Raw genomic sequence first — 16,687 nt, 5'->3', positions numbered from 1 at the left:
GTCAGCCCACCCCCGCGAACGCGGTGCAGTAGTCGAGGACCGGGTCGATCCGGGCGCCGGTGACCGGGTCGGGGTACGGGGACATCAGATCCACGAACGTGGGCGGGCTGATCTCGGGGCAGGGCGTGCCCGCGGCGAACGCGGCGGGTCCGGTGCCGCTGCCCGCGAACTTCTTCTCGCAGCTGATCGTCACCGACGTCTCGAAGAAGCCGATCTCGATGCTGATCGTCAGGGTGGCCCGGCCGATCGCGTACCCGTCCTTGTAGCCCAACTCCATGTAGAGCTCGATGGAGGCGGAGACGATGCCGAGGACGTCCACCTCGCCGCGCGCCCGCAGATAGCCGACGAGGGTGACGCTGTTCTGCGCCAGGTCGAGCCGGAAGTAGATGCCCGCCATCACCGACAGGCTGCCGCTGGCCACTCCGAAGTTCATCGACACGGCGGCCCCGAACTCAAGGGCCGCGTCGAGGACGGCGATCTCCTTGGGATTCAGGACGATCCCGAAGTAGCCGCCGCCGCCCAGCATCGACACCGTGAGCCGGAACGGCGCCTCACGGCGGCAGAAGGCGAACCCGGCCTGCAGCGGCGTGTCCCCGATGAACGGGACCGAGAGCGCGGCGTTGAGAGAGAGGTTCTCCAGGCTGAAGACGCCGACGGCCGCGTTCGGCAACTGCATCGAGTAGTTCGCGTGGATCCCCGAACCGTCGACCGCGATGGCCGGTGGATCGCTGAAGCCGTCGAGCGGAATGATGTTCCGCAAGGTCTGGACGAAGGCCAGGTTGCCCACGAAGTCGACGCCGCCGAACTTCACCTCGACGTCGGGCTTCTGCCCGGCGCGCATGCTGAACCGGATCTCGTCGAAGTGGAGCACGATCGCGTCGAAACCGGGCACCATGCGCAGGTCGAACTTGCCCAGCGTGCACGTGACGTCCGCGGCCTGCGGCACGTCCGGACGGAGCGAGCCGCGCAGGTCGGTGACGAGTGTCAGCTTCCCCGTCGGCCAGAACACGGCATCCTCGGGCACGGTCGGCGTCGGCTTGCCCGGAGTCCACGCCTTGATGTCGGGCTGCCACTGCAGCCGCGAATTGACCACGTCCGGCAGCTTGGCGCCGAGCGCGGCCAGCTCGATCGCCTTCTTCAGGGCGAGGGCCTGACCGACCGCACTGTCCCAGGTGGCGGCCACGTCGGCGATCCGCCCGAGCAACTGCCGCACCCCGGCGTCGACCCCGGCGGGCAGCCCGATGCGCAGCGCCGCGAGAGCGGCAGCGAACGCGTTGAAGGCGTTCTCGACCTCCTCGATGGTGGTCGGCTCCGGCGAGCCCTCCAACTGGCTGACGATGTAGTCCACGAGGACCTGCGCGAAGATCACCGCGGCATCGGTCGTACGAAGGACCAGGTCCACGGTCTCCGGGAACTGCTCCTCGACGGACGTGAGCAGATCACGCAGCCCACGGAGATCGCCGAGGAAGCCGGTGACCGCGTCGACCGTCGCGGTGAAGAAGTTCGGCGCCTTCAGGTTGTCGAGGCCGATCTCGCTCAGCATCTCGGTGAGCGGGAACATCCCGAACAGTTTCGCCCCGGCCAGCTCGCCGAAGTAGTCCAGCGGATTGAACCGGCCCTGGGCGAGCTTGGCCCACTTGTCGACGGGCGCCGCGCCCGCTGCCGCGCGCGTCGTCGCGGCGACGGGACCAGTGAGCCGGGAGAGCCCGGCGACGGGGAAGTTGGGCTGCGCGAGCGCGCCGGAGGTCTGCCCGGAGCCGCGGAACGTCAGGTCGACGGGCGCGGCCAGCTCGACGAAGACCTGCCCCTTGTTCGCCTCGGTGAAGGCGTCCCGCACATACGGCTCGGGATAGAACACCGACTGCGTCCCATCGGCCCCGGAGCCGCCGAACTGACTGAGCGCGGGGATCACGGCCCGCGCCCACCGCACGGTCGGCACGAACCGGGGGTGATCGGTGGGATCCAGCCCCAGGATGGACTCCGTGGTCGCCGCGCCCCAGATCAGCTGCCCGGTGGACAGCGTCGTGTCGCCGGGCTTGCGGCTGGGCGCGTACGCGATCGACTGGCCCCGCACGTCCGCGACGGCCCGCCGGACCGCGGGATCGCTGAGGTCCGGTGGCTCCGGAGCCGGTTCGGTGACCAGGCCCCGGTAGTGGTCGACGATCGCCTGCACATCGGCCTTGTTCTCGTGCACCAGCTTGCCGACGAAGGCCATCGGAGTACGGAACTCCAGGAGCCGCCCCTCCAGGTCGGTCATGCTCACCTGGAACTGGAAGGGATCCTCGGTCGCGGACACGGGGAAGAAGGCGAGCTTCTCGTCGGGGTCACCGCCGATCGAGGAGAGCCCCGGGATCGTCTTCGGCTGCTGCAGGTCGGGCGTGACCAGGGTGAGCAGCCGGACACTGGTGAACGGGAAGAGCCGGTGCAGCCGCTGCTGGTCGCTGTTGTCCTCCCGGCTTCCGTAGGCGCGCACCGGTTCGCGCACCATGATGAAGAACCGCTGGTTGAGATAGGCGGCACGGTCCGGTCGGGACTGGTCGAACTTGCGCTCGGTGACCTTGACCAGGTCCGCCAGATGCCCGAAGGGCCACAACCGGCCGCGGTACATGACGCGTACGTAGTGATCACGGCCCAGCGCGGCGCGGTGCCGCCACTGGGTGACGTCGAACCCGGTCGGGGGCCGGTCCCAGCGGCCGAAGGAGTCGAGCCAGCCGCCCATGGCCGACAGCACGAGGTTGTCGACGTCGAGCGGCGCGGGCGAGAAGCCGCCCGGCAGGTTCCGGTTGGAGCTCAGCTGCACGACCGAGGACCGGTCCTTGCGGTCCAGCGCCATCCGGAACTCGTTGCCCCCGGCGGGCAGGGCGTGCGGGTCGGCCGGGTCGAAGCCGGGGTCACGGGTCCACACGGCGCGGGCGTGCCCGGTCGGCATCCGGGTGTGCCAGAGCTCGACCCGGCCGTCGGGGTCGGGCAGCGAGGCCGGGTGCGTCCAGGTCGCCGTCTGGGGCGGGGAGAGGAGCAGCCGGTAGGGCAGCTCGATGCCGGTGCGCGGGTGGGCAGGGTCGGCCAGGGGGTTCTCGGGGCCGGGCCCGGCGACGGCGTCCGGGCCGGATGCGGCCGATGGCTGGGCCTGGAGCTCGGCATCGAGGAGGTGTGCGGCGAGGGGGCCGGTCGGCCCGTGCCGCGCGGTCAGTTCCGCCGCCGTCCGGGCCAGCCGCAGCGCCTGGAACACATCGAGGGGCCGGTCGGCCGCGGTGTGCGCGGGGCGGGCCGCCGGGGCCGGTTCCCGGGCGGCGTCCACGACATGGAGCGGCAGGGTCCGCATGGCGGTGAGCAGACCCGCTTCGGTGTACTCGATGATCACGTCGGCCGCGACGCTGAACACGAGAAGGCTGCGCCCGCCGATGCGGGAGGCGACCGGTGGCGGCTTGTGCGGCTCGCTGCCGGGCGGCGGTGCCGCGCCGGGTTGCGGTGCCGTGCCTGCCATCGGCGCCGCGGCGGTCTCCGGCAGGCCGGGGCTCACTTCAAAGAAGGCCTGCTCGACGACGTGCTGGGGGCCGAACGTGACCACCAGGAAGGCAGGTTGCCCGGGCTCCTTGCGCATGAGCCGTCGTGGACCTAGAAGGGGGCGCTCCAGTCGCAGCCCCGGAAACGCGAAATGCAGGTCGACCAGGTCGGTCGCCCGTAGCAGCCGGTACGGCTCGGGCGGTGGGGGCGCGGCCATGTGACTCTCCCGTCACGCGAAACAGGAAACCCGAACGATGTGGCGCCGATCCTCAGAGGAACAGGCCTCGGACGTACTCCCTGTCCCCTCCCCGCACGATGGCTCCGGCCCAGATTCTCGGACTCACCCGACGCCACGCGCGACGGAACCGCTCCACCACCCGAATGAGTGAAGAGGTCGGCTGAAAGTCTCTGGGGGGTACGCGGCGCCGTCCGAAAAGGTGGAATACCTGGACGGGAGGGCGAGTTGGGGTCTACTGCCACTCGATAGGCGCTTGATACCGACGAAGGAGTTCCCCATGCCCCTCAGCGTCGAAGAACGCGAACTGTTCCTGTCCGAGCCGCACATCGGAGCGCTGGCCGTGACGGCGGAGGAGGGACGGGCACCGCTCACGCTGCCGATCTGGTACCAGTACGCTCCGGGCGGCGACCTCTGGGTGATGACGGGCAGCGACTCCAAGAAGGGGCGGCTGATCGCCGCCGCGGGGCGGATCTCGCTGATGGTCGACCGCGTCGAGCCGACCATCCGGTACGTCTCCGTGGAGGGTCCGGTGGTCCGCACCGAGGCGGCGACCATCGAGCAGCTGCGAGAGATCTCGACGCGCTATCTCGCGCCTGAAAACGTCGAGCCGTACGTGCAGTTCGCCTTCAAGGAGCACGGCGATCAGACCGTTTACTACCTGCGGCCCGAGCGCTGGTACTCAGCGGACCTCGGCTCCGTCTGACCCGTCTCACGGCTGGCGAACCGCTTCGCTCACGGCTCCCGGACCGCTTGGCCTACGGCTTGCGGGCGAGCCCGCCGTGCTCACCGATGGGCTCCGCGGCGGGAGCGTCTGCGTCCGGACGCCAGAAGGGGACGGAGACGACGCCGGGCTCCAGGAGCTCCAGTCCCTCGAAGAACGCCTCGATCTTGTCGACGGGACGCAGGAAGTACGGGACGGCACCGGTCTCGTTGTAGGCGTCCTGAGCCTGCTCGTAGGTGGCGTCGATGCCGCGCGAGCCGTCGTTGATCGAGAGGTAGCTGCCGGACGGCAGACCTTCCAGCAGCCGGGCGACGATCTCCCGCGCCTGGTCGTAGTCGGCGATGTGCCCCAGGATGTTGCTGAGGATCAGGGCGGTGGGACGGGTGAGGTCCAGCGTCTCCGCGGCGGCCGCCAGGATGCGGTCGGGGTCGGACAGCTCGGCGTCGACGTAGGCGGTCGCGCCCTCCGGAGTGGAGGTCAGCAGGGCGCGGGCGTGGGTGAGCACCATCGGATCGTGGTCCACGTACACGATCCGGGCCTGCGGGGCGAGCCGCTGGGCGACCTCGTGGGTGTTGTCCACCGTCGGCAGACCGGTCCCGATGTCCAGGAACTGCCGGATGCCCGCCTCGGTGACCAGGTGCGTGATGTTGCGGCGCAGGAAGGCACGGCTGCTGCGGGCCACGGTGACGATGCCGGGGAATACGGCGCTGTACGCGTCGCCTGCGGCCTCGTCGACGGGGTAGTTGTCCTTCCCTCCCAGCCAGTAGTTCCAGATCCGGGCCGAGTGCGGCACCGAGGTGTCGATCTTCTGGTGGGCCGCCGGACCGGGCGTGGTGGCGTGGTCGGTCATGGGTACCGTCCGTCTTTCAACCGTTGCGGGGAATGTTCATCGCACAACCTACGTCGCAACAGCTGCGTTACGCACTTAAGTTCCCGGCATCGGTCCGTGTCGTCTCTCGGCGTGACGGTTCGCCGCGTTGCCGCACGTCATGAGAGAGCATGATGCGGCAGTTGCCCCGCAGCTCCCCGTCGTCCGCCCAGGCCGGGCGTATTCCGGAGGTCTCGGTGTCCTTGCCGTCGAACAGGTCGTCGATGTCCTCATCCGCGACGGAGTCCCAGCACGGCTGCGAGCCGAAGAACGGCAGTGTGCCCGTGCGCCAGGCCACGATGCCTGCCCCGAGCGGCGCGCTCGCCGTGGTGAGGGCGAGCGCGTTCAGCAGGCGGCGGCGCCGGTTCAAGGCTCTGTAGAGGGGGGCCGGTGGTCAACAGGCCATGTAGGCACCCCCGTTGACGTGCAGCACCTGCCCCGTGATGTGGCGTGCGCCGGGTGAGGCGAGGAAAGCGACCGTGTCCGCGATGTCGGCCGATGAACCGGCCCGGCCCGTGGAGGTCGCGGCCACGAGTTGCTCGCGCCGCTGGTCCGCGAGCCGGTCCCGGAAGAACTCGGTGTCCGCGATGTAGCCGGGCGCGACGACATTGGCGGTGATGCCGCGCGGCCCGAGCGCACGAGCCAGGTCGAGGTTCCAGCAGGTGAGCCCGGCCTTGGCGGCGCCGTAGGCTCCGGCGCCGGACCCCTGCGCTGCGGCGATCGACCCGATGTGGACGACCGCCCCACCGGCCGCGAGCCGTCCGTCCAGCGCCCGGGTGGTCAGTGCGGCGCCGACGAGGTTCGCGTCCAGGTTCTCGCGGAAGGCCTGCGCATACGCGACCAGATCGGCCTTGTCGCCGACCGCGAGGTGCGCCCGACTCTCGGCGTCGAAGTCGGTGTTCCCGCCTGCGTTGTTGACGAGGACGTCGACCTGCTCCGGAAGCGCGGAGAGGAGGGCGGTGAGCGCTTCGGGCCGGGTGTGGTCGCACACCACACCACGTACGCCGGTCTCGGCGGCCAGCCGGTCGAGGGGCTCGGGGCGGCGACCGGTAACGAACACGGAATCGCCCTGTTCGGCGAAGAGGCGGGCGGTCGCGCGGCCGATGCCGGTGCCGCCGCCGGTGATCAGGATGGTGCGTGTCATAAGCTGAGCTCCGAACTTCCGTTGAGGTCTAAATTTAGAGCTAAACGTAAACGTACCACTGAGAGGGAGGGGCGCGGCATGGGCAAGGCGGCGACGGGGGATGGGGCGACGGAGCCGGGAGGGCCGGGAGGGGTGGGTGAGATGAATGAGGCTGAGCGGGGCGGGGGAGGTTCTGACGCGGTCGGGACCGCCGCGTACACCGCACGGGACATCGCCACAGCCTGGGAGCGCGAGCGCCCCGGCACCCCCGCCACGTCGATCGGCATCGTCACGCCGATCTGGCAGCTGGCCAAGCTCTTCGGCGACGACCGGCGGCGGGTTCTCGCCCGGGCGGGCGTGGACACCGCGACGCTCGACCTGCTCAGCGTGTTGCGCCGCAGCGGGAAGCCCTACACCCTGACCACCCGCGAACTCGGCCGACTCTCCATGGTCACGGCGGGCGCCGTCTCGCAGCGCGTGGCCCGCGCCGAACGCGAAGGCCTGGTCACCCGCCGCCCCGGAGAGGGCAAGCCCCGTACGGTCGAGGTCACCCTGACCGAAGCGGGCCACGCGCTCGTGGAGGCGACGGTCGACCAAGTACTGGGCAGGGAAGCCGACCTGATCAGCGGCCTCACCGCCGACCAGCAGGCCCGGCTCACCGAACTCCTGGGCGTCCTCCTGGCGGACGTCCAGCGGAGTCTCGGGGACGAACGGATCACTCAGGTGGGCCTGAGTTCGGACAACATCTGAAACTACGACGATGGGGGGAACCCCGAACCCGCCCTCACTGCCCGGATCTGCACGTGGTGATGTGCTGTGCAAGGTGCACTGTCACCTGTACGCGGTGCTGAGCTGCACTGTCATCGGGGAGTCGAACCCCCGCGTTGCTCTTCACGCGCCAGGAGTGGGCCGGAATCCGCCGACCCGCGGTGTGTGCACGCCTCCGGAACAGCTACCTGCTCCCCATCGTCCGTCCCTACATCCCTACATCCCTACATTCCTGCATCCCTGCGGGACTGCCGTGCCGAACCGGCTCAGTCCAGCAGGTCGATCTCCCAGTTCGCGCGCTGGATCCGCACGTCGATCTCGCGGATGTCCCGGGCGAGCGCGTCCGCCCGGCCGCGCAGCTCCGCGACGGGCAGGGCGGAGAGCATCATCAGCTCGGACCGCAGCTGCCGCCCGTACCCCCGGTCGCCCGTGCCCGCCGCAGCGTCCGCGGCCGCGGTGACCACGGAGTGGCGCAGCCGCAGCACGTCCCGGCGCGCGAGCGCGTCGGTGAGCGTGCCGTCCTCGCCCAGGTCCACGGTGGCGTTGGTGCGGTTGATCCGCCGGATCAGCGACTCCAGGGAGTCGAGCACCTCGCCGGTGTCGGCCAACAGCTGGGCCGCGTCCTCGGGGGGCGTCTCGCCTTCCTGGTAACGCGCACTGCTGACGACGCGCGCCCGCAGCTGCTCGACGCGGCGCGTCGCCTCCGCACGTTCTGCCAGTGCCTCAGCAAGCTTCACTTCGGTTCCCCCGTTCTCTTCTCTGGGCTCGAACGAGTATCAGGGGAGATCAGGCCCTTACGCATCGGATTTATGCCCCAGGCTCTAGGACCCAGGATCCGGTGAACCGCCTCGCGCGGGTACGGGATCTCCCGGCTCTCCTCCAGCAGCCTGCCGTAGAACTCCGTCACCACCGCGGCGAGCGGCGCGTACCGGGCGAGGATCGCTCGCGCCTCCGCCGGACCGGCCGGGGGAGGGGCTCCGTCGGCGCATGCGGTCGTTCATGAAGGAGGTGCCGGACACCAGCTCCTTCTCGACCAGACGGCAGGCCCGGTCGGCGGCCCGGCCACCGATGCGCACCTGCTCGGCAAGCCACTCGTGCAGGGTCCGGGGAACGTACTCCAGGAACAGCACGAGGCTCGCCGGTGCCTCCTTGAGGGCCTCGATGCGGTGGCGTACCGCCGACTCTCCTCCCCAATAAGCGACGGCCCGCTCCACGTCGGCGAGTTCGTCCGGGAGGCCCTGGCCTGCGCTGGGTCCGCCGGGTACGGAGGATGTGGCGGACACGGCGGGCAGGTCGAAGACGTTCGCGGTGGACCGGACATGATCCGGCCGAAGTTCCCTCGCGGTGACGGGCACTCGCTTGGCGAAGACCGGCGTCCCGGCAACGTTCAGCAGGGCCGAGCTGCCACCGATGCCGACGCCGAGTGGTTCGGCGGAGTCGACGAGGCCGTGCAGCTGCTGATCGCTGAGCAGGCTCAGGGCCGTGGAAGCGTCGCTGTAAGCGGCGAGACGCTCGCTCGGGTGCGGGGCCGGTTCCGTTTCCGCGTCCGAGCCCACGTTCGGGCTGGAGCTGTCACCCCGCTCTCGCACCCGCCGCCTACTTCTTCGGTTCCCGGAACCGGCCGAACGCCTTGGTGAAGGCGTTCAGCGGCGAGCCGCCGTCCGTCTTGGCCTGCCCTGTCGCGGTCGGCACGGACGTACCGTCTCCGCCGGACACCTCCGCCAACGCGGCCTGCGCCGCATCGGCCGCCTCCCGGTACAGGTCGCGCGAAGTCGTCATGGCGTCGAGAGCCTCGGCGTACTTGGTGACCATGTCCTGGGCGTGCGTCAGCTCCTCCTCAGGGGTGAGAAGGTGCCAGCCCTGGCGCAGCCGCGTGAGAGCCTGCTCGGCCTCGGGCGACAGGGGGCGGGGAAGCGCGGCGAACTCCTTGACCCTGTCGAGGAGTTCGGTGGGCTCCGAGCCGTCCAGGAAGACCGAGCGCACCGTGAAACGCTCCGCGTCGTACTCCGGACCCTGCGGCGCCATGGGCAGTACGACGGCGCCACCGCGGGGCATGCGCACGCTCAGTTCGCGCTTCATGGCGAAGTCGGCGATCTGCGCCTGCTCCGGCGTGCCCCGGTGCTCGACCACCTGGTGGCGCAGGCTGCGCGGCAGAAACGTCGAGATCGGCTGCTGCCCCTTCGCGTCCGGCGTCATCGCCTCGTGCACCACGACGTGGACGTACCAGCTCTGCCGGGTGCAGTCCCGCAGCAGGTGCCGCAGTTCGTCGTCGTCCTTCGGCAGGTGGTTGGTCGACCGCAGGCGCAAGTCGGACGTCGCGTCGTGGTCCCAGGGGACCTGGTCGCTGTCGGGCCAGAACATCGTGGCGGGGGAGGGCCAGTGCGCGTCCCACACCTGCTCCGCCTCGGCGGCGAGGACCCAGGCGACGCCCTCGCCTTCCTTGCGCCGGTTCTCCGAGTCGTACGTGGTCAGCTGGGCGCGCACCGTGATGTCGTCGGTCACGTGCCAGCGTGCCTCGAAGAGCCGCCGGGCGGACGGGCCCGGGTCGGCGGACTCGTCCCGCGGGTGCAGGACGGTGGAGCGGGCCGCCTCTTTGGGGTCGAGGTCCAGGAAGTCGTCGAGCACCCCGGCCGCCTTGAGGGCGATCAGGTTGCGACGGACGTCCTGCTCGGGCTCGGGCCCGAGGTGGCGCCCGCGCCCCAGCCACGCGGTGTCGGGGACGGTGGTCGAGGAGGTGCTGTTCTTGGCCATGGAATCGTTCTGTAGGTGATCGGGGCCCGACCAGTATGGTCCGGGAACCTGTCGATGGAAGAGGGGGCTGGGTGCTATGTCCCGTTTCGGGCGCTGTCGTTCGACTTCTACGGCCCACAACGAGTGACGTACGCGGCCCCATAACGAGTGACGTACGCGGCTCCGCAGCGGGTGGTGAACGAGTCGGCGCCTACTCGCCTCGGTGTCCCTGCACGGGAGGCGCGGCCGCCGCCATGGCAGCCCGATCGGACTCGCTACGCAGGACGCAGAACTCGTTGCCTTCGGGATCCGCAAGCACGGCCCACCCCGCGCCGTCGGGTTCCCGGCGGTCGATGACCAGGGTGGCACCGAGGTTCAGCAGCCGTTCGACCTCCGCCTCGCGCGTCGTCTCCGGGCGCAGGCACAGGTGCAGCCTGTTCTTCGACGCCTTGGGCTCGGTCACCTGATTGAAGTGCAGGAGCGGCCCCTCCGGCAGCATCACCTGGGTCTCCTTGTCGCCGGGCCTGTCCATCGGATGCAACGGACGACCGGTCACTTCGCTCCAAAAGCGTGCTAGTTCATAGGCGTTGGAGCAATCGACCGCCACATTCTGCAATATCGAGACCATCGGCAGAGCCTGCCTCAGCCCCATGGGTCGGGGCAAGGCGGCACGACAGGGATGACAGGCATGACAGGCGCGACTGGCACGATCGTCGGTCATGGATGACTGGTATCTGCAGAGGGCTCATGGGGTCCGGTTCGAGTGGGGCCCCACAGGGGCGGAACGACTGGCGGCGGATGCCGCCTGCGTCGTGGTCGTGGACGTGCTCTCGTTCACCACGGCCGTGACGGTCGCCGTCGAGGCGGGAACGCGGGTCTTCCCGTACCGCTGGCGGGACGGGACGGCGTCCACGTTCGCCGACCACGTAGGCGCGGACCTGGCGGTGGGGCGTCGGATGGCCACGGCCGCATCACCCTGGTCCCTCTCTCCCGCCGCACTGCGGCGCGCCCCCTTCACGCCCCGCCTGGTACTCCCCTCACCCAATGGCTCCGCCATCGCCGCCTCGGCCGGAGAGCTCCCCGTGGTCGCCGGAGCCCTCAGGAACGCGACGGCCGTGAGCCACTGGCTCGTCCGCGAGGGCTACGGGACCACGGAACGCCCCATAGCGGTGATCGCCTCCGGCGAACGCTGGCCGGACGGAAGCTTGCGGCCTGCCATGGAGGATCTGCTGGGCGCGGGCGCCGTCATCGCCGGGCTGCAGGATCAAATCGCCGGGCTGCGGGATCAACTCGGGGCGGCGCAGGCGCGTGTGCATGTGCATGCACATGCCGACTCGCCCGCCCGTACGCTCACGCTCTCACCGGAAGCGAGTCTGGCAGCGGCCGCGTTCCGGGCGACGTCGGATGTCGCCGCGGCGGTGGCCGCCAGCGTCTCCGGGCGTGAACTCATCGGCGGGGGCTTCGCCGACGACGTCGCCGTCGCCACGGAACCGGACACCTGCACCGACCGCGGTACCCGTCCTGGTCGACGGGGCGTTCTCCGATCGATGCTGAGGATCTGGCGGGCCGGGGGGCTTGGGAGCCGGGGAGCCGGGGAGTCTGAGAGGTCGGGACCCAGGAGCCGGCGGGCTTTGTGCTAGCCCGAGGAGGCTCTCGTCGGCGGGCTCGCGGCCGGATGGGATGTGCGCGCGGCGGCGGCGCGGGCCAGGCGGGGCTGGGTGATCGCCAGAGTGAGGCAGACCGCGGACATGGTGAGCCACAAGGCGGTCGGTCCCCAGCGTTGGAGGAGTTGGGTGCCGATCAACGGGGCGGCGATTCCTGCGATGCCCCAGCTGGTTCCGTAGACGGCGAGGTAGCGACCGGTGCCGTGGACCGGGGCCAGACCCGCGACGAGTGTGTATGCCCGGCCCACGAGGACGAGGTCGCCCAGGCTCCACACGATCGTCGGCGCGAGGTGGGCGCTCAGGGTGTGTGCGGTGCTGTATCCGGCCACGCCCACGGCGAGCAACGTGTAGCCGGTGGCGAAGGCGACGGGTGTGGACAGCGTGGTGATCGGCTTGAGCCGCAGCAGGGGTTGGCCCAGGACGATGGTGAGGGCCGAGGTGGTGAACAGGAGTCCGGCGTCGGCGGGTGGCAGTCCGCGGTGGGCCAGTGCCAGGGGCAGGGTGGCCATGATCTGAAGGTGGACGAGGGCGAACAGGGTGCCTGCGGCGAGGAGGGCGAGCAGTGTGGAGTCGCGCCACGGGGCGACTGCCACGCTCTCGACTTCACCCCCGTCCCCGCCCCTGGCTTCGGCTTCGGCTGCAGCCTGGACGGCCCGCGGCGGGTCACCGGGAAGGGCCTTGCGTACGACGAGAGCACAGAGCAGGCAGGTCACGGCGTCGGTGACGAACAGCCAGCGCAGGCCCCACTGGCCCAGCCCCACGGCGAGCAGGCCTGCGCCCATGCCCGCCGCGGCCAGGGCGGCGTTGAGGAGGCTGTAGGCACGGGTACGTTCCGCGGGCCCCACCGCGTCGGCGATCATTGCCTGGCTCGGTGGCTCGTAGAGTTCGAAGACGAGGCCCAGCAGCACCACGAAGGCGGCTGCCATGGCCGGACTGTCCGCCGCGGCGATGCCGAACTGGGCGACAGCGCAGCCGACCAGTCCGACGACGATGGTGCGGCGCCGCCCCAGCCGGTCCGCCAGGTGCCCGCCGACCAGCCGGGAGGGGACTGTCGCCAGCCCGAAGGCGGCTGAGATCAACCCGGCGGTCGCGGTGCTCGCCCCGTACTGCGTGGTGATCAGCACGGTGAGGAAGGAGAGCGAGAACGCTCCGAGCCGGTTGACGGCTCGTGCGCCGATGAGCCACCACACGGTGCGCGGCAACGCCTGCTCGGCGCCCAGAGAACGTCGCACAGACCCGCCCCCTCCCCCCCCGGTCGTGACTGACATCGTGACTGACGAATTGTATAATGGCAGTCACGGACGTTAGATCTCGAAGGGGTGACCGGTCAAGTGATGTTCGACAGTCACATCGCGACGCTGCTGGATGTGGCCGTCGCACTCGTCAACGAACTGACCGACGGCGCTCGCCGCGGAAGGACCTACGTGGCGCCGCGCGAAACCGACCTGCCCGACGCCGTCTTGGCGGCCCTCCCGCCCGGCAGCCTCAGTCGCGAGGAGGTCGGACAGGGACCGGCCGAGTTCCTGGCCCGAACCGCCGGGCAACTGCGTGAGGTCTTCTCCGCTGTAGACAGCGGAGACATCGATGCCGCGGCCGCCACCCTCAACACCCTCCTGCGCACCACCGGCGCCCGCCCCCAACTGGACCGCGTGCCCGGAGAACCCTGGCAGGTCCACTTCCACGGCGCCGAGGACTCCCTGGCCATCGGCTGGAGCGCAGGCTGCGCCACCGCTCTGGCCCTGGCCCTCGGCAGCGACCTCGCGGGCCGCCTCGGCATCTGCCGGGCCCCGAAATGCGATCGCGTCTACGTCGACGCCTCCCGCAACGCTGCCAAACAGTTCTGCTCCCCGGCCTGCCAGAGCCGCGTCAAGGCGGCCGCCCACCGGGCGCGGAGAGCGGCAAGCGGATAGGTGGGGTGCGGCGAGGCTCCTGGGCTTGAGTCGTAGTGGCGGCGCTGGAAGCCCTTCGGGTGCTGACACCAGAGCTGGCACGGAGCCCAGGGGGCAACGTGAATTCAGTTGCGACGAGCGCCAGGGCAGATGCGAGGATCGGCGGATGAAGCACGTCATCAGGGCGGTACGGCACGAAGACTGGGCCAGGATCAAGGCGCTGCGGCTGGACGCGCTGCGGGATCCGGTCGCGCATCTCGCGTTCCACGAGACACGTGAGCAGGCCGCTGCCCAGCCCGATGGCTTCTGGCAGGACCGTGCCGCGGGGGCTGCCGAGGGCAGGACAGTCCGGCAGTTCGTCGCGGAGACTGAGGGGGCTGCGGGGGCTGAGGGGGCTGAGGGGACTGCGGGGGCTGTGGGGGCTGCGGAGGGGCGCTGGCTCGGCACGGTGTCCGTTCTCGTCGAACAGCCCGGCGTCGAGTGCTTCTTCGGTGACGTCCCGGAAGTTCTCCAGACGCACATCGTGGGCGTCTTCGTCCGGCCCGAGGCGCGCGGCACCGGTATCGCGGAGGACCTCCTGCAAGCGGCCCTGGAGTGGTCCTGGTCGCTGACCGAGCCGCCGGTCGAACGCGTCCGGCTCTTCGTGCACGAGGACAACGCCCGGGCGGAGGCGATGTACGGCAAGGTCGGCTTCAAGCGAACCGGCCATTCAGTCCCCGCTGCCGCGGATCCCGCTCGCAGCGATAACGAGCTTGCGCTGCTCCGCAGCTGAAGGCGCTGAGGCGGCGGATGTGCAGATCCGTAGAGCCCACCGGCTGAGGTCAGGCCAGGTCAGGCCATACGGCCGTAGCTGGCCAGATGCTGGTAGAGCGAGTCGGGCCAACTGACGCCCACCAGCTCAGCGGGGCGAGACGTCGATTTCGTGGCGCACGGCCCAAGTCCAGTACTGGGCGACCGTCCGTCCCGCGGGCGCGCTGACGGCGGACATGGCGGGGACGGAGGCGGGTGCGGAATCGGGGGAGGGGGCGTGTGCGGGTGCGGTCAGACCAGTGATAGGGGAGAGGGTCGTCTCCAGGAGTACGGCGTGGCTCCGTCCGTCCGGCACCTGCCCGGTGGCGAAGACGTAGGAGGAACCCTCGGCCAGTGGTTCATGGCCCTGTTCGTAGCTGACAGCGACGGTGCCGCGGAGGTGCCCTTTGAACACGTGACCGACGCGCACGGCGTAGAGGTCGGAGAAGACGCCGTACACGTCACGCTCCCCGCTACGGCGCACGACGGTGCCTGCGAACACATCGTCGGCGGTCCCCGCCACCTGCCGGGCGTCACGCGGATCGTAGAGCGTGACGGCTTCTCCGGAACTGCCGCCTTCCTGGAGCCCGGCGAGGCCGTACGCACCCCAGACGGCAGCGGCCAGCACCGTCATTCCTGCCGTGGCGACCGCCAGACGCCGCAGAAGATCACTCATGGCTCTCCCCCTCTACCCATCTGCTCCACTGTCCATCGATCCATCGATCCATCGATCCATCGATACTTCGGTCCTTCAGCCCCACAGCGCGTGATAGTTCTTCCGGTCTCGCGGCGTCGGTCTGCCGTCGGACGGCATGTCGAACGTGCTCGGTGCCAACAACGAGGGGTAGGCCGCCGGGTTCTTGTGGCAGAACCCCAGGGCGTGACCGAGCTCGTGCGCGGCGATCATCCGACGGGACCTGGTGTCCCCGTACGCCTTGCCCGCCCCCAGGTACGCCCTGTTGAGCTGGACGGCATCCGTGCCCGGCATTCCCTTCCAGCGTCCGAGGATGTTCTTCCACGGAGCTCGGGCGGTGTTGACGTCCGACCATTCCAGGTCAGCGATCCGGCTGGCGTCGTCGGCGGGGAACTTCACCCGATGGAGTCCGTTGCGGGTCCAGGCCCGGTGGGCGTGCCGCCGTGCGTCATCGAACCGGGTCTCGTCCTCCCAGGCGATCTCGTCGCCGTCCACGGACGAACGCGCACGTGAGTCCCTGAGCCCGTCGATGCACGATGCGGGCGCCGCGGTCCGCACGGTCGCGGCCTGCGCGGTCACGGGCTGCGCGGTGACGAGGACGACGGCGAGGGCTGTTGCGGTCAGCAAAGCGCATGAAGGGCGCGGGCCCGAGGGCGGTGGGGGAGGAGTGCGGGATCTGCAGGATCTGCGAGTTCCGTGAGCCCCGTGAGTTCCGTGAGTTCCGCGAGACGTGGTGCTGTGGGTGGCAGTGAGGGGTGTACGCATGCGGGCTCCAATCGAAGATCACGCCATGGGGTCTTCGTAGCCCGCCGAGACCTCGGGTCAGGCCGGGACAGGCGGAGCGTCACTCGTATGCGAGACATTCCAGCGCCCCATCGGCCAGGCGGAAATTGCCGTTACAGCAAGCTTGATTGCCGCAATGGAGGGCATGAAGGCGGGCTGATGCCCAGTCAAAGCAAGCCGGAAGGCGGGGAGTTGCATGATGAGTACGACCATGGGGCGACAGCACACCGCGAAGCGTCAACGATAAGGGGCCGCTGGGTAATCGCGTTCACCACGTCCGAGCCGGTGAGTTGGGCGGTTACGCCGCCATCACGGAGGAACGGTCGGCTCGAAGAGGCTCTGGATGGGCATGGTGGAAAACCCGCCGCTGAGCGCGACCGACAACCATCATCACGGCGCGTCAGAGGCGGGCATCTATGTGGTGAGCGGCCACCTGGTGTTCGTCTACCACGACGGCACGAAGGAGGTGCGGGTCGAGGCAGGCCCCGGAGACTTCCTCCTGGTGCCTCCGTTCGTCCCGCACCGGGAGGAGAACCCCGACCCGGACGAACCCGCGGTGGTCGTCATCGCCCGGACCACGCAAGAGCCGATCAAGGTCTCTGTGCCGGAGCTGTACCAACTCGCAGAGGAGGAAGTGCAGTAGAGCAGAGGGGGAGACGCAGCAGAGGGGCGCGTGCACGAAATCTCTGTGACGGCAAAATGAATTGTTGGTGTGGGTGGGTGTGTGGGGGTGGGTGTTTGGTTGGTGGGTGGGGTGGGGGGTGTCGGTGTGTTCTTTCTTTTTCTGTGGTGTGGGGTTCGGGGTGTGGGGTGGGGGGTGTTGTTGTTTGTGTGTTCGGCTGGTTCCGGAATGTTTTGCTCCGGGCCGGGGTGGGTGGGGGGAATTGTGGTGGTGAAGTGTTGTGTCTTCTCTGTC

At 69.8% G+C, this 16,687-nt stretch carries 16 protein-coding genes and 1 pseudogene; 6 read left to right on the top strand and 11 right to left on the bottom strand.

Annotated features, from left to right (window positions below; translation table 11 throughout):
- Position 1: 1 nt before the first annotated feature.
- The gene (locus AC068B_RS21700; RefSeq protein WP_478673312.1) at positions 2–3,721 is read right to left on the bottom strand and encodes a hypothetical protein; all 3,720 of its coding nucleotides are present in this window, start codon (positions 3,719–3,721) and stop codon (positions 2–4) included.
- Positions 3,722–4,019: 298 nt separating this feature from the next.
- On the opposite strand from AC068B_RS21700, the gene AC068B_RS21695 reads away from it, so the two are divergent.
- Positions 4,020–4,445, top strand: coding sequence for a pyridoxamine 5'-phosphate oxidase family protein (locus AC068B_RS21695; RefSeq protein ID WP_478673311.1), 426 nt, complete (start codon positions 4,020–4,022; stop codon positions 4,443–4,445).
- Positions 4,446–4,497: 52 nt separating this feature from the next.
- Here the strand turns inward: AC068B_RS21695 and AC068B_RS21690 are convergent, their stop codons facing one another.
- The 3 genes from AC068B_RS21690 to AC068B_RS21680 form a co-directional block, all read right to left on the bottom strand.
- On the bottom strand, positions 4,498–5,313 hold the full coding sequence (locus tag AC068B_RS21690) for an SAM-dependent methyltransferase (RefSeq protein ID WP_356255947.1): 816 nt from the start codon (positions 5,311–5,313) through the stop codon (positions 4,498–4,500).
- Positions 5,314–5,380: 67 nt separating this feature from the next.
- Positions 5,381–5,701: a hypothetical protein gene (locus AC068B_RS21685; RefSeq protein ID WP_478673310.1), complete on the bottom strand. Its 321-nt coding sequence runs from the start codon at positions 5,699–5,701 to the stop codon at positions 5,381–5,383.
- 24 nt (positions 5,702–5,725) lie between these two features.
- The gene (locus AC068B_RS21680; RefSeq protein ID WP_478673309.1) at positions 5,726–6,475 is read right to left on the bottom strand and encodes an SDR family NAD(P)-dependent oxidoreductase; all 750 of its coding nucleotides are present in this window, start codon (positions 6,473–6,475) and stop codon (positions 5,726–5,728) included.
- Positions 6,476–6,616: 141 nt separating this feature from the next.
- On the opposite strand from AC068B_RS21680, the gene AC068B_RS21675 reads away from it, so the two are divergent.
- Positions 6,617–7,204, top strand: coding sequence for a MarR family winged helix-turn-helix transcriptional regulator (locus tag AC068B_RS21675; RefSeq protein ID WP_478673308.1), 588 nt, complete (start codon positions 6,617–6,619; stop codon positions 7,202–7,204).
- A 284-nt stretch (positions 7,205–7,488) separates the two neighbouring features.
- Here the strand turns inward: AC068B_RS21675 and AC068B_RS21670 are convergent, their stop codons facing one another.
- From AC068B_RS21670 to AC068B_RS21655, 4 genes are all read right to left on the bottom strand, one after another.
- The gene (locus AC068B_RS21670) at positions 7,489–7,959 is read right to left on the bottom strand and encodes a DIP1984 family protein (RefSeq protein ID WP_478673307.1); all 471 of its coding nucleotides are present in this window, start codon (positions 7,957–7,959) and stop codon (positions 7,489–7,491) included.
- Between the two features lie 84 nt (positions 7,960–8,043).
- Complete coding sequence (locus tag AC068B_RS21665) at positions 8,044–8,811, bottom strand: serine/threonine-protein kinase (protein ID WP_478673306.1); 768 nt, start codon at positions 8,809–8,811, stop codon at positions 8,044–8,046.
- 7 nt (positions 8,812–8,818) lie between these two features.
- On the bottom strand, positions 8,819–9,973 hold the full coding sequence (locus tag AC068B_RS21660; protein ID WP_478673305.1) for a hypothetical protein: 1,155 nt from the start codon (positions 9,971–9,973) through the stop codon (positions 8,819–8,821).
- A gap of 190 nt (positions 9,974–10,163) precedes the next feature.
- The gene (locus AC068B_RS21655; RefSeq protein ID WP_478673304.1) at positions 10,164–10,580 is read right to left on the bottom strand and encodes a VOC family protein; all 417 of its coding nucleotides are present in this window, start codon (positions 10,578–10,580) and stop codon (positions 10,164–10,166) included.
- A 91-nt stretch (positions 10,581–10,671) separates the two neighbouring features.
- Here AC068B_RS21655 and AC068B_RS21650 point away from each other — a divergent pair, with 91 nt between their 5' ends.
- On the top strand, positions 10,672–11,592 hold the full coding sequence (locus AC068B_RS21650) for a 2-phosphosulfolactate phosphatase (RefSeq protein ID WP_478673303.1): 921 nt from the start codon (positions 10,672–10,674) through the stop codon (positions 11,590–11,592).
- Here the strand turns inward: AC068B_RS21650 and AC068B_RS21645 are convergent.
- Positions 11,589–12,848 (bottom strand): MFS transporter, encoded by a 1,260-nt coding sequence (locus AC068B_RS21645; protein ID WP_478673302.1) that lies wholly within the window; start codon positions 12,846–12,848, stop codon positions 11,589–11,591. The two genes, AC068B_RS21650 and AC068B_RS21645, sit on opposite strands and share 4 nt — an antisense overlap.
- Positions 12,849–12,950: 102 nt before the next feature.
- Between AC068B_RS21645 and AC068B_RS21640 the strand changes: the two genes are divergently transcribed.
- Positions 12,951–13,526 carry a CGNR zinc finger domain-containing protein gene (locus tag AC068B_RS21640; protein WP_478673745.1) on the top strand — a complete coding sequence of 192 codons (576 nt, stop codon included), beginning with the start codon at positions 12,951–12,953 and terminating at the stop codon, positions 13,524–13,526.
- 145 nt (positions 13,527–13,671) lie between these two features.
- A complete protein-coding gene (locus AC068B_RS21635; RefSeq protein ID WP_478673301.1) occupies positions 13,672–14,277 on the top strand; it encodes a GNAT family N-acetyltransferase in 606 nt (201 codons plus the stop codon).
- A gap of 126 nt (positions 14,278–14,403) precedes the next feature.
- Here the strand turns inward: AC068B_RS21635 and AC068B_RS21630 are convergent, their stop codons facing one another.
- Both AC068B_RS21630 and AC068B_RS21625 read right to left on the bottom strand, forming a co-directional pair.
- A complete protein-coding gene (locus AC068B_RS21630) occupies positions 14,404–14,970 on the bottom strand; it encodes a hypothetical protein (protein ID WP_478673300.1) in 567 nt (188 codons plus the stop codon).
- 75 nt (positions 14,971–15,045) lie between these two features.
- On the bottom strand, positions 15,046–15,615 hold the full coding sequence (locus AC068B_RS21625; protein ID WP_478673299.1) for a zinc metalloprotease: 570 nt from the start codon (positions 15,613–15,615) through the stop codon (positions 15,046–15,048).
- 410 nt (positions 15,616–16,025) lie between these two features.
- On the opposite strand from AC068B_RS21625, the pseudogene AC068B_RS21620 reads away from it, so the two are divergent.
- Positions 16,026–16,414: pseudogene (locus tag AC068B_RS21620) on the top strand (cupin domain-containing protein).
- Positions 16,415–16,687: the final 273 nt, after the last annotated feature.

The sequence above is a fragment of the Streptomyces sp. NPDC042371 genome (assembly GCF_056437465.1).
The sequence above is the reverse complement of the archived record's forward strand: the minus strand, read 5'-3'. Positions and strand labels throughout refer to the sequence as shown.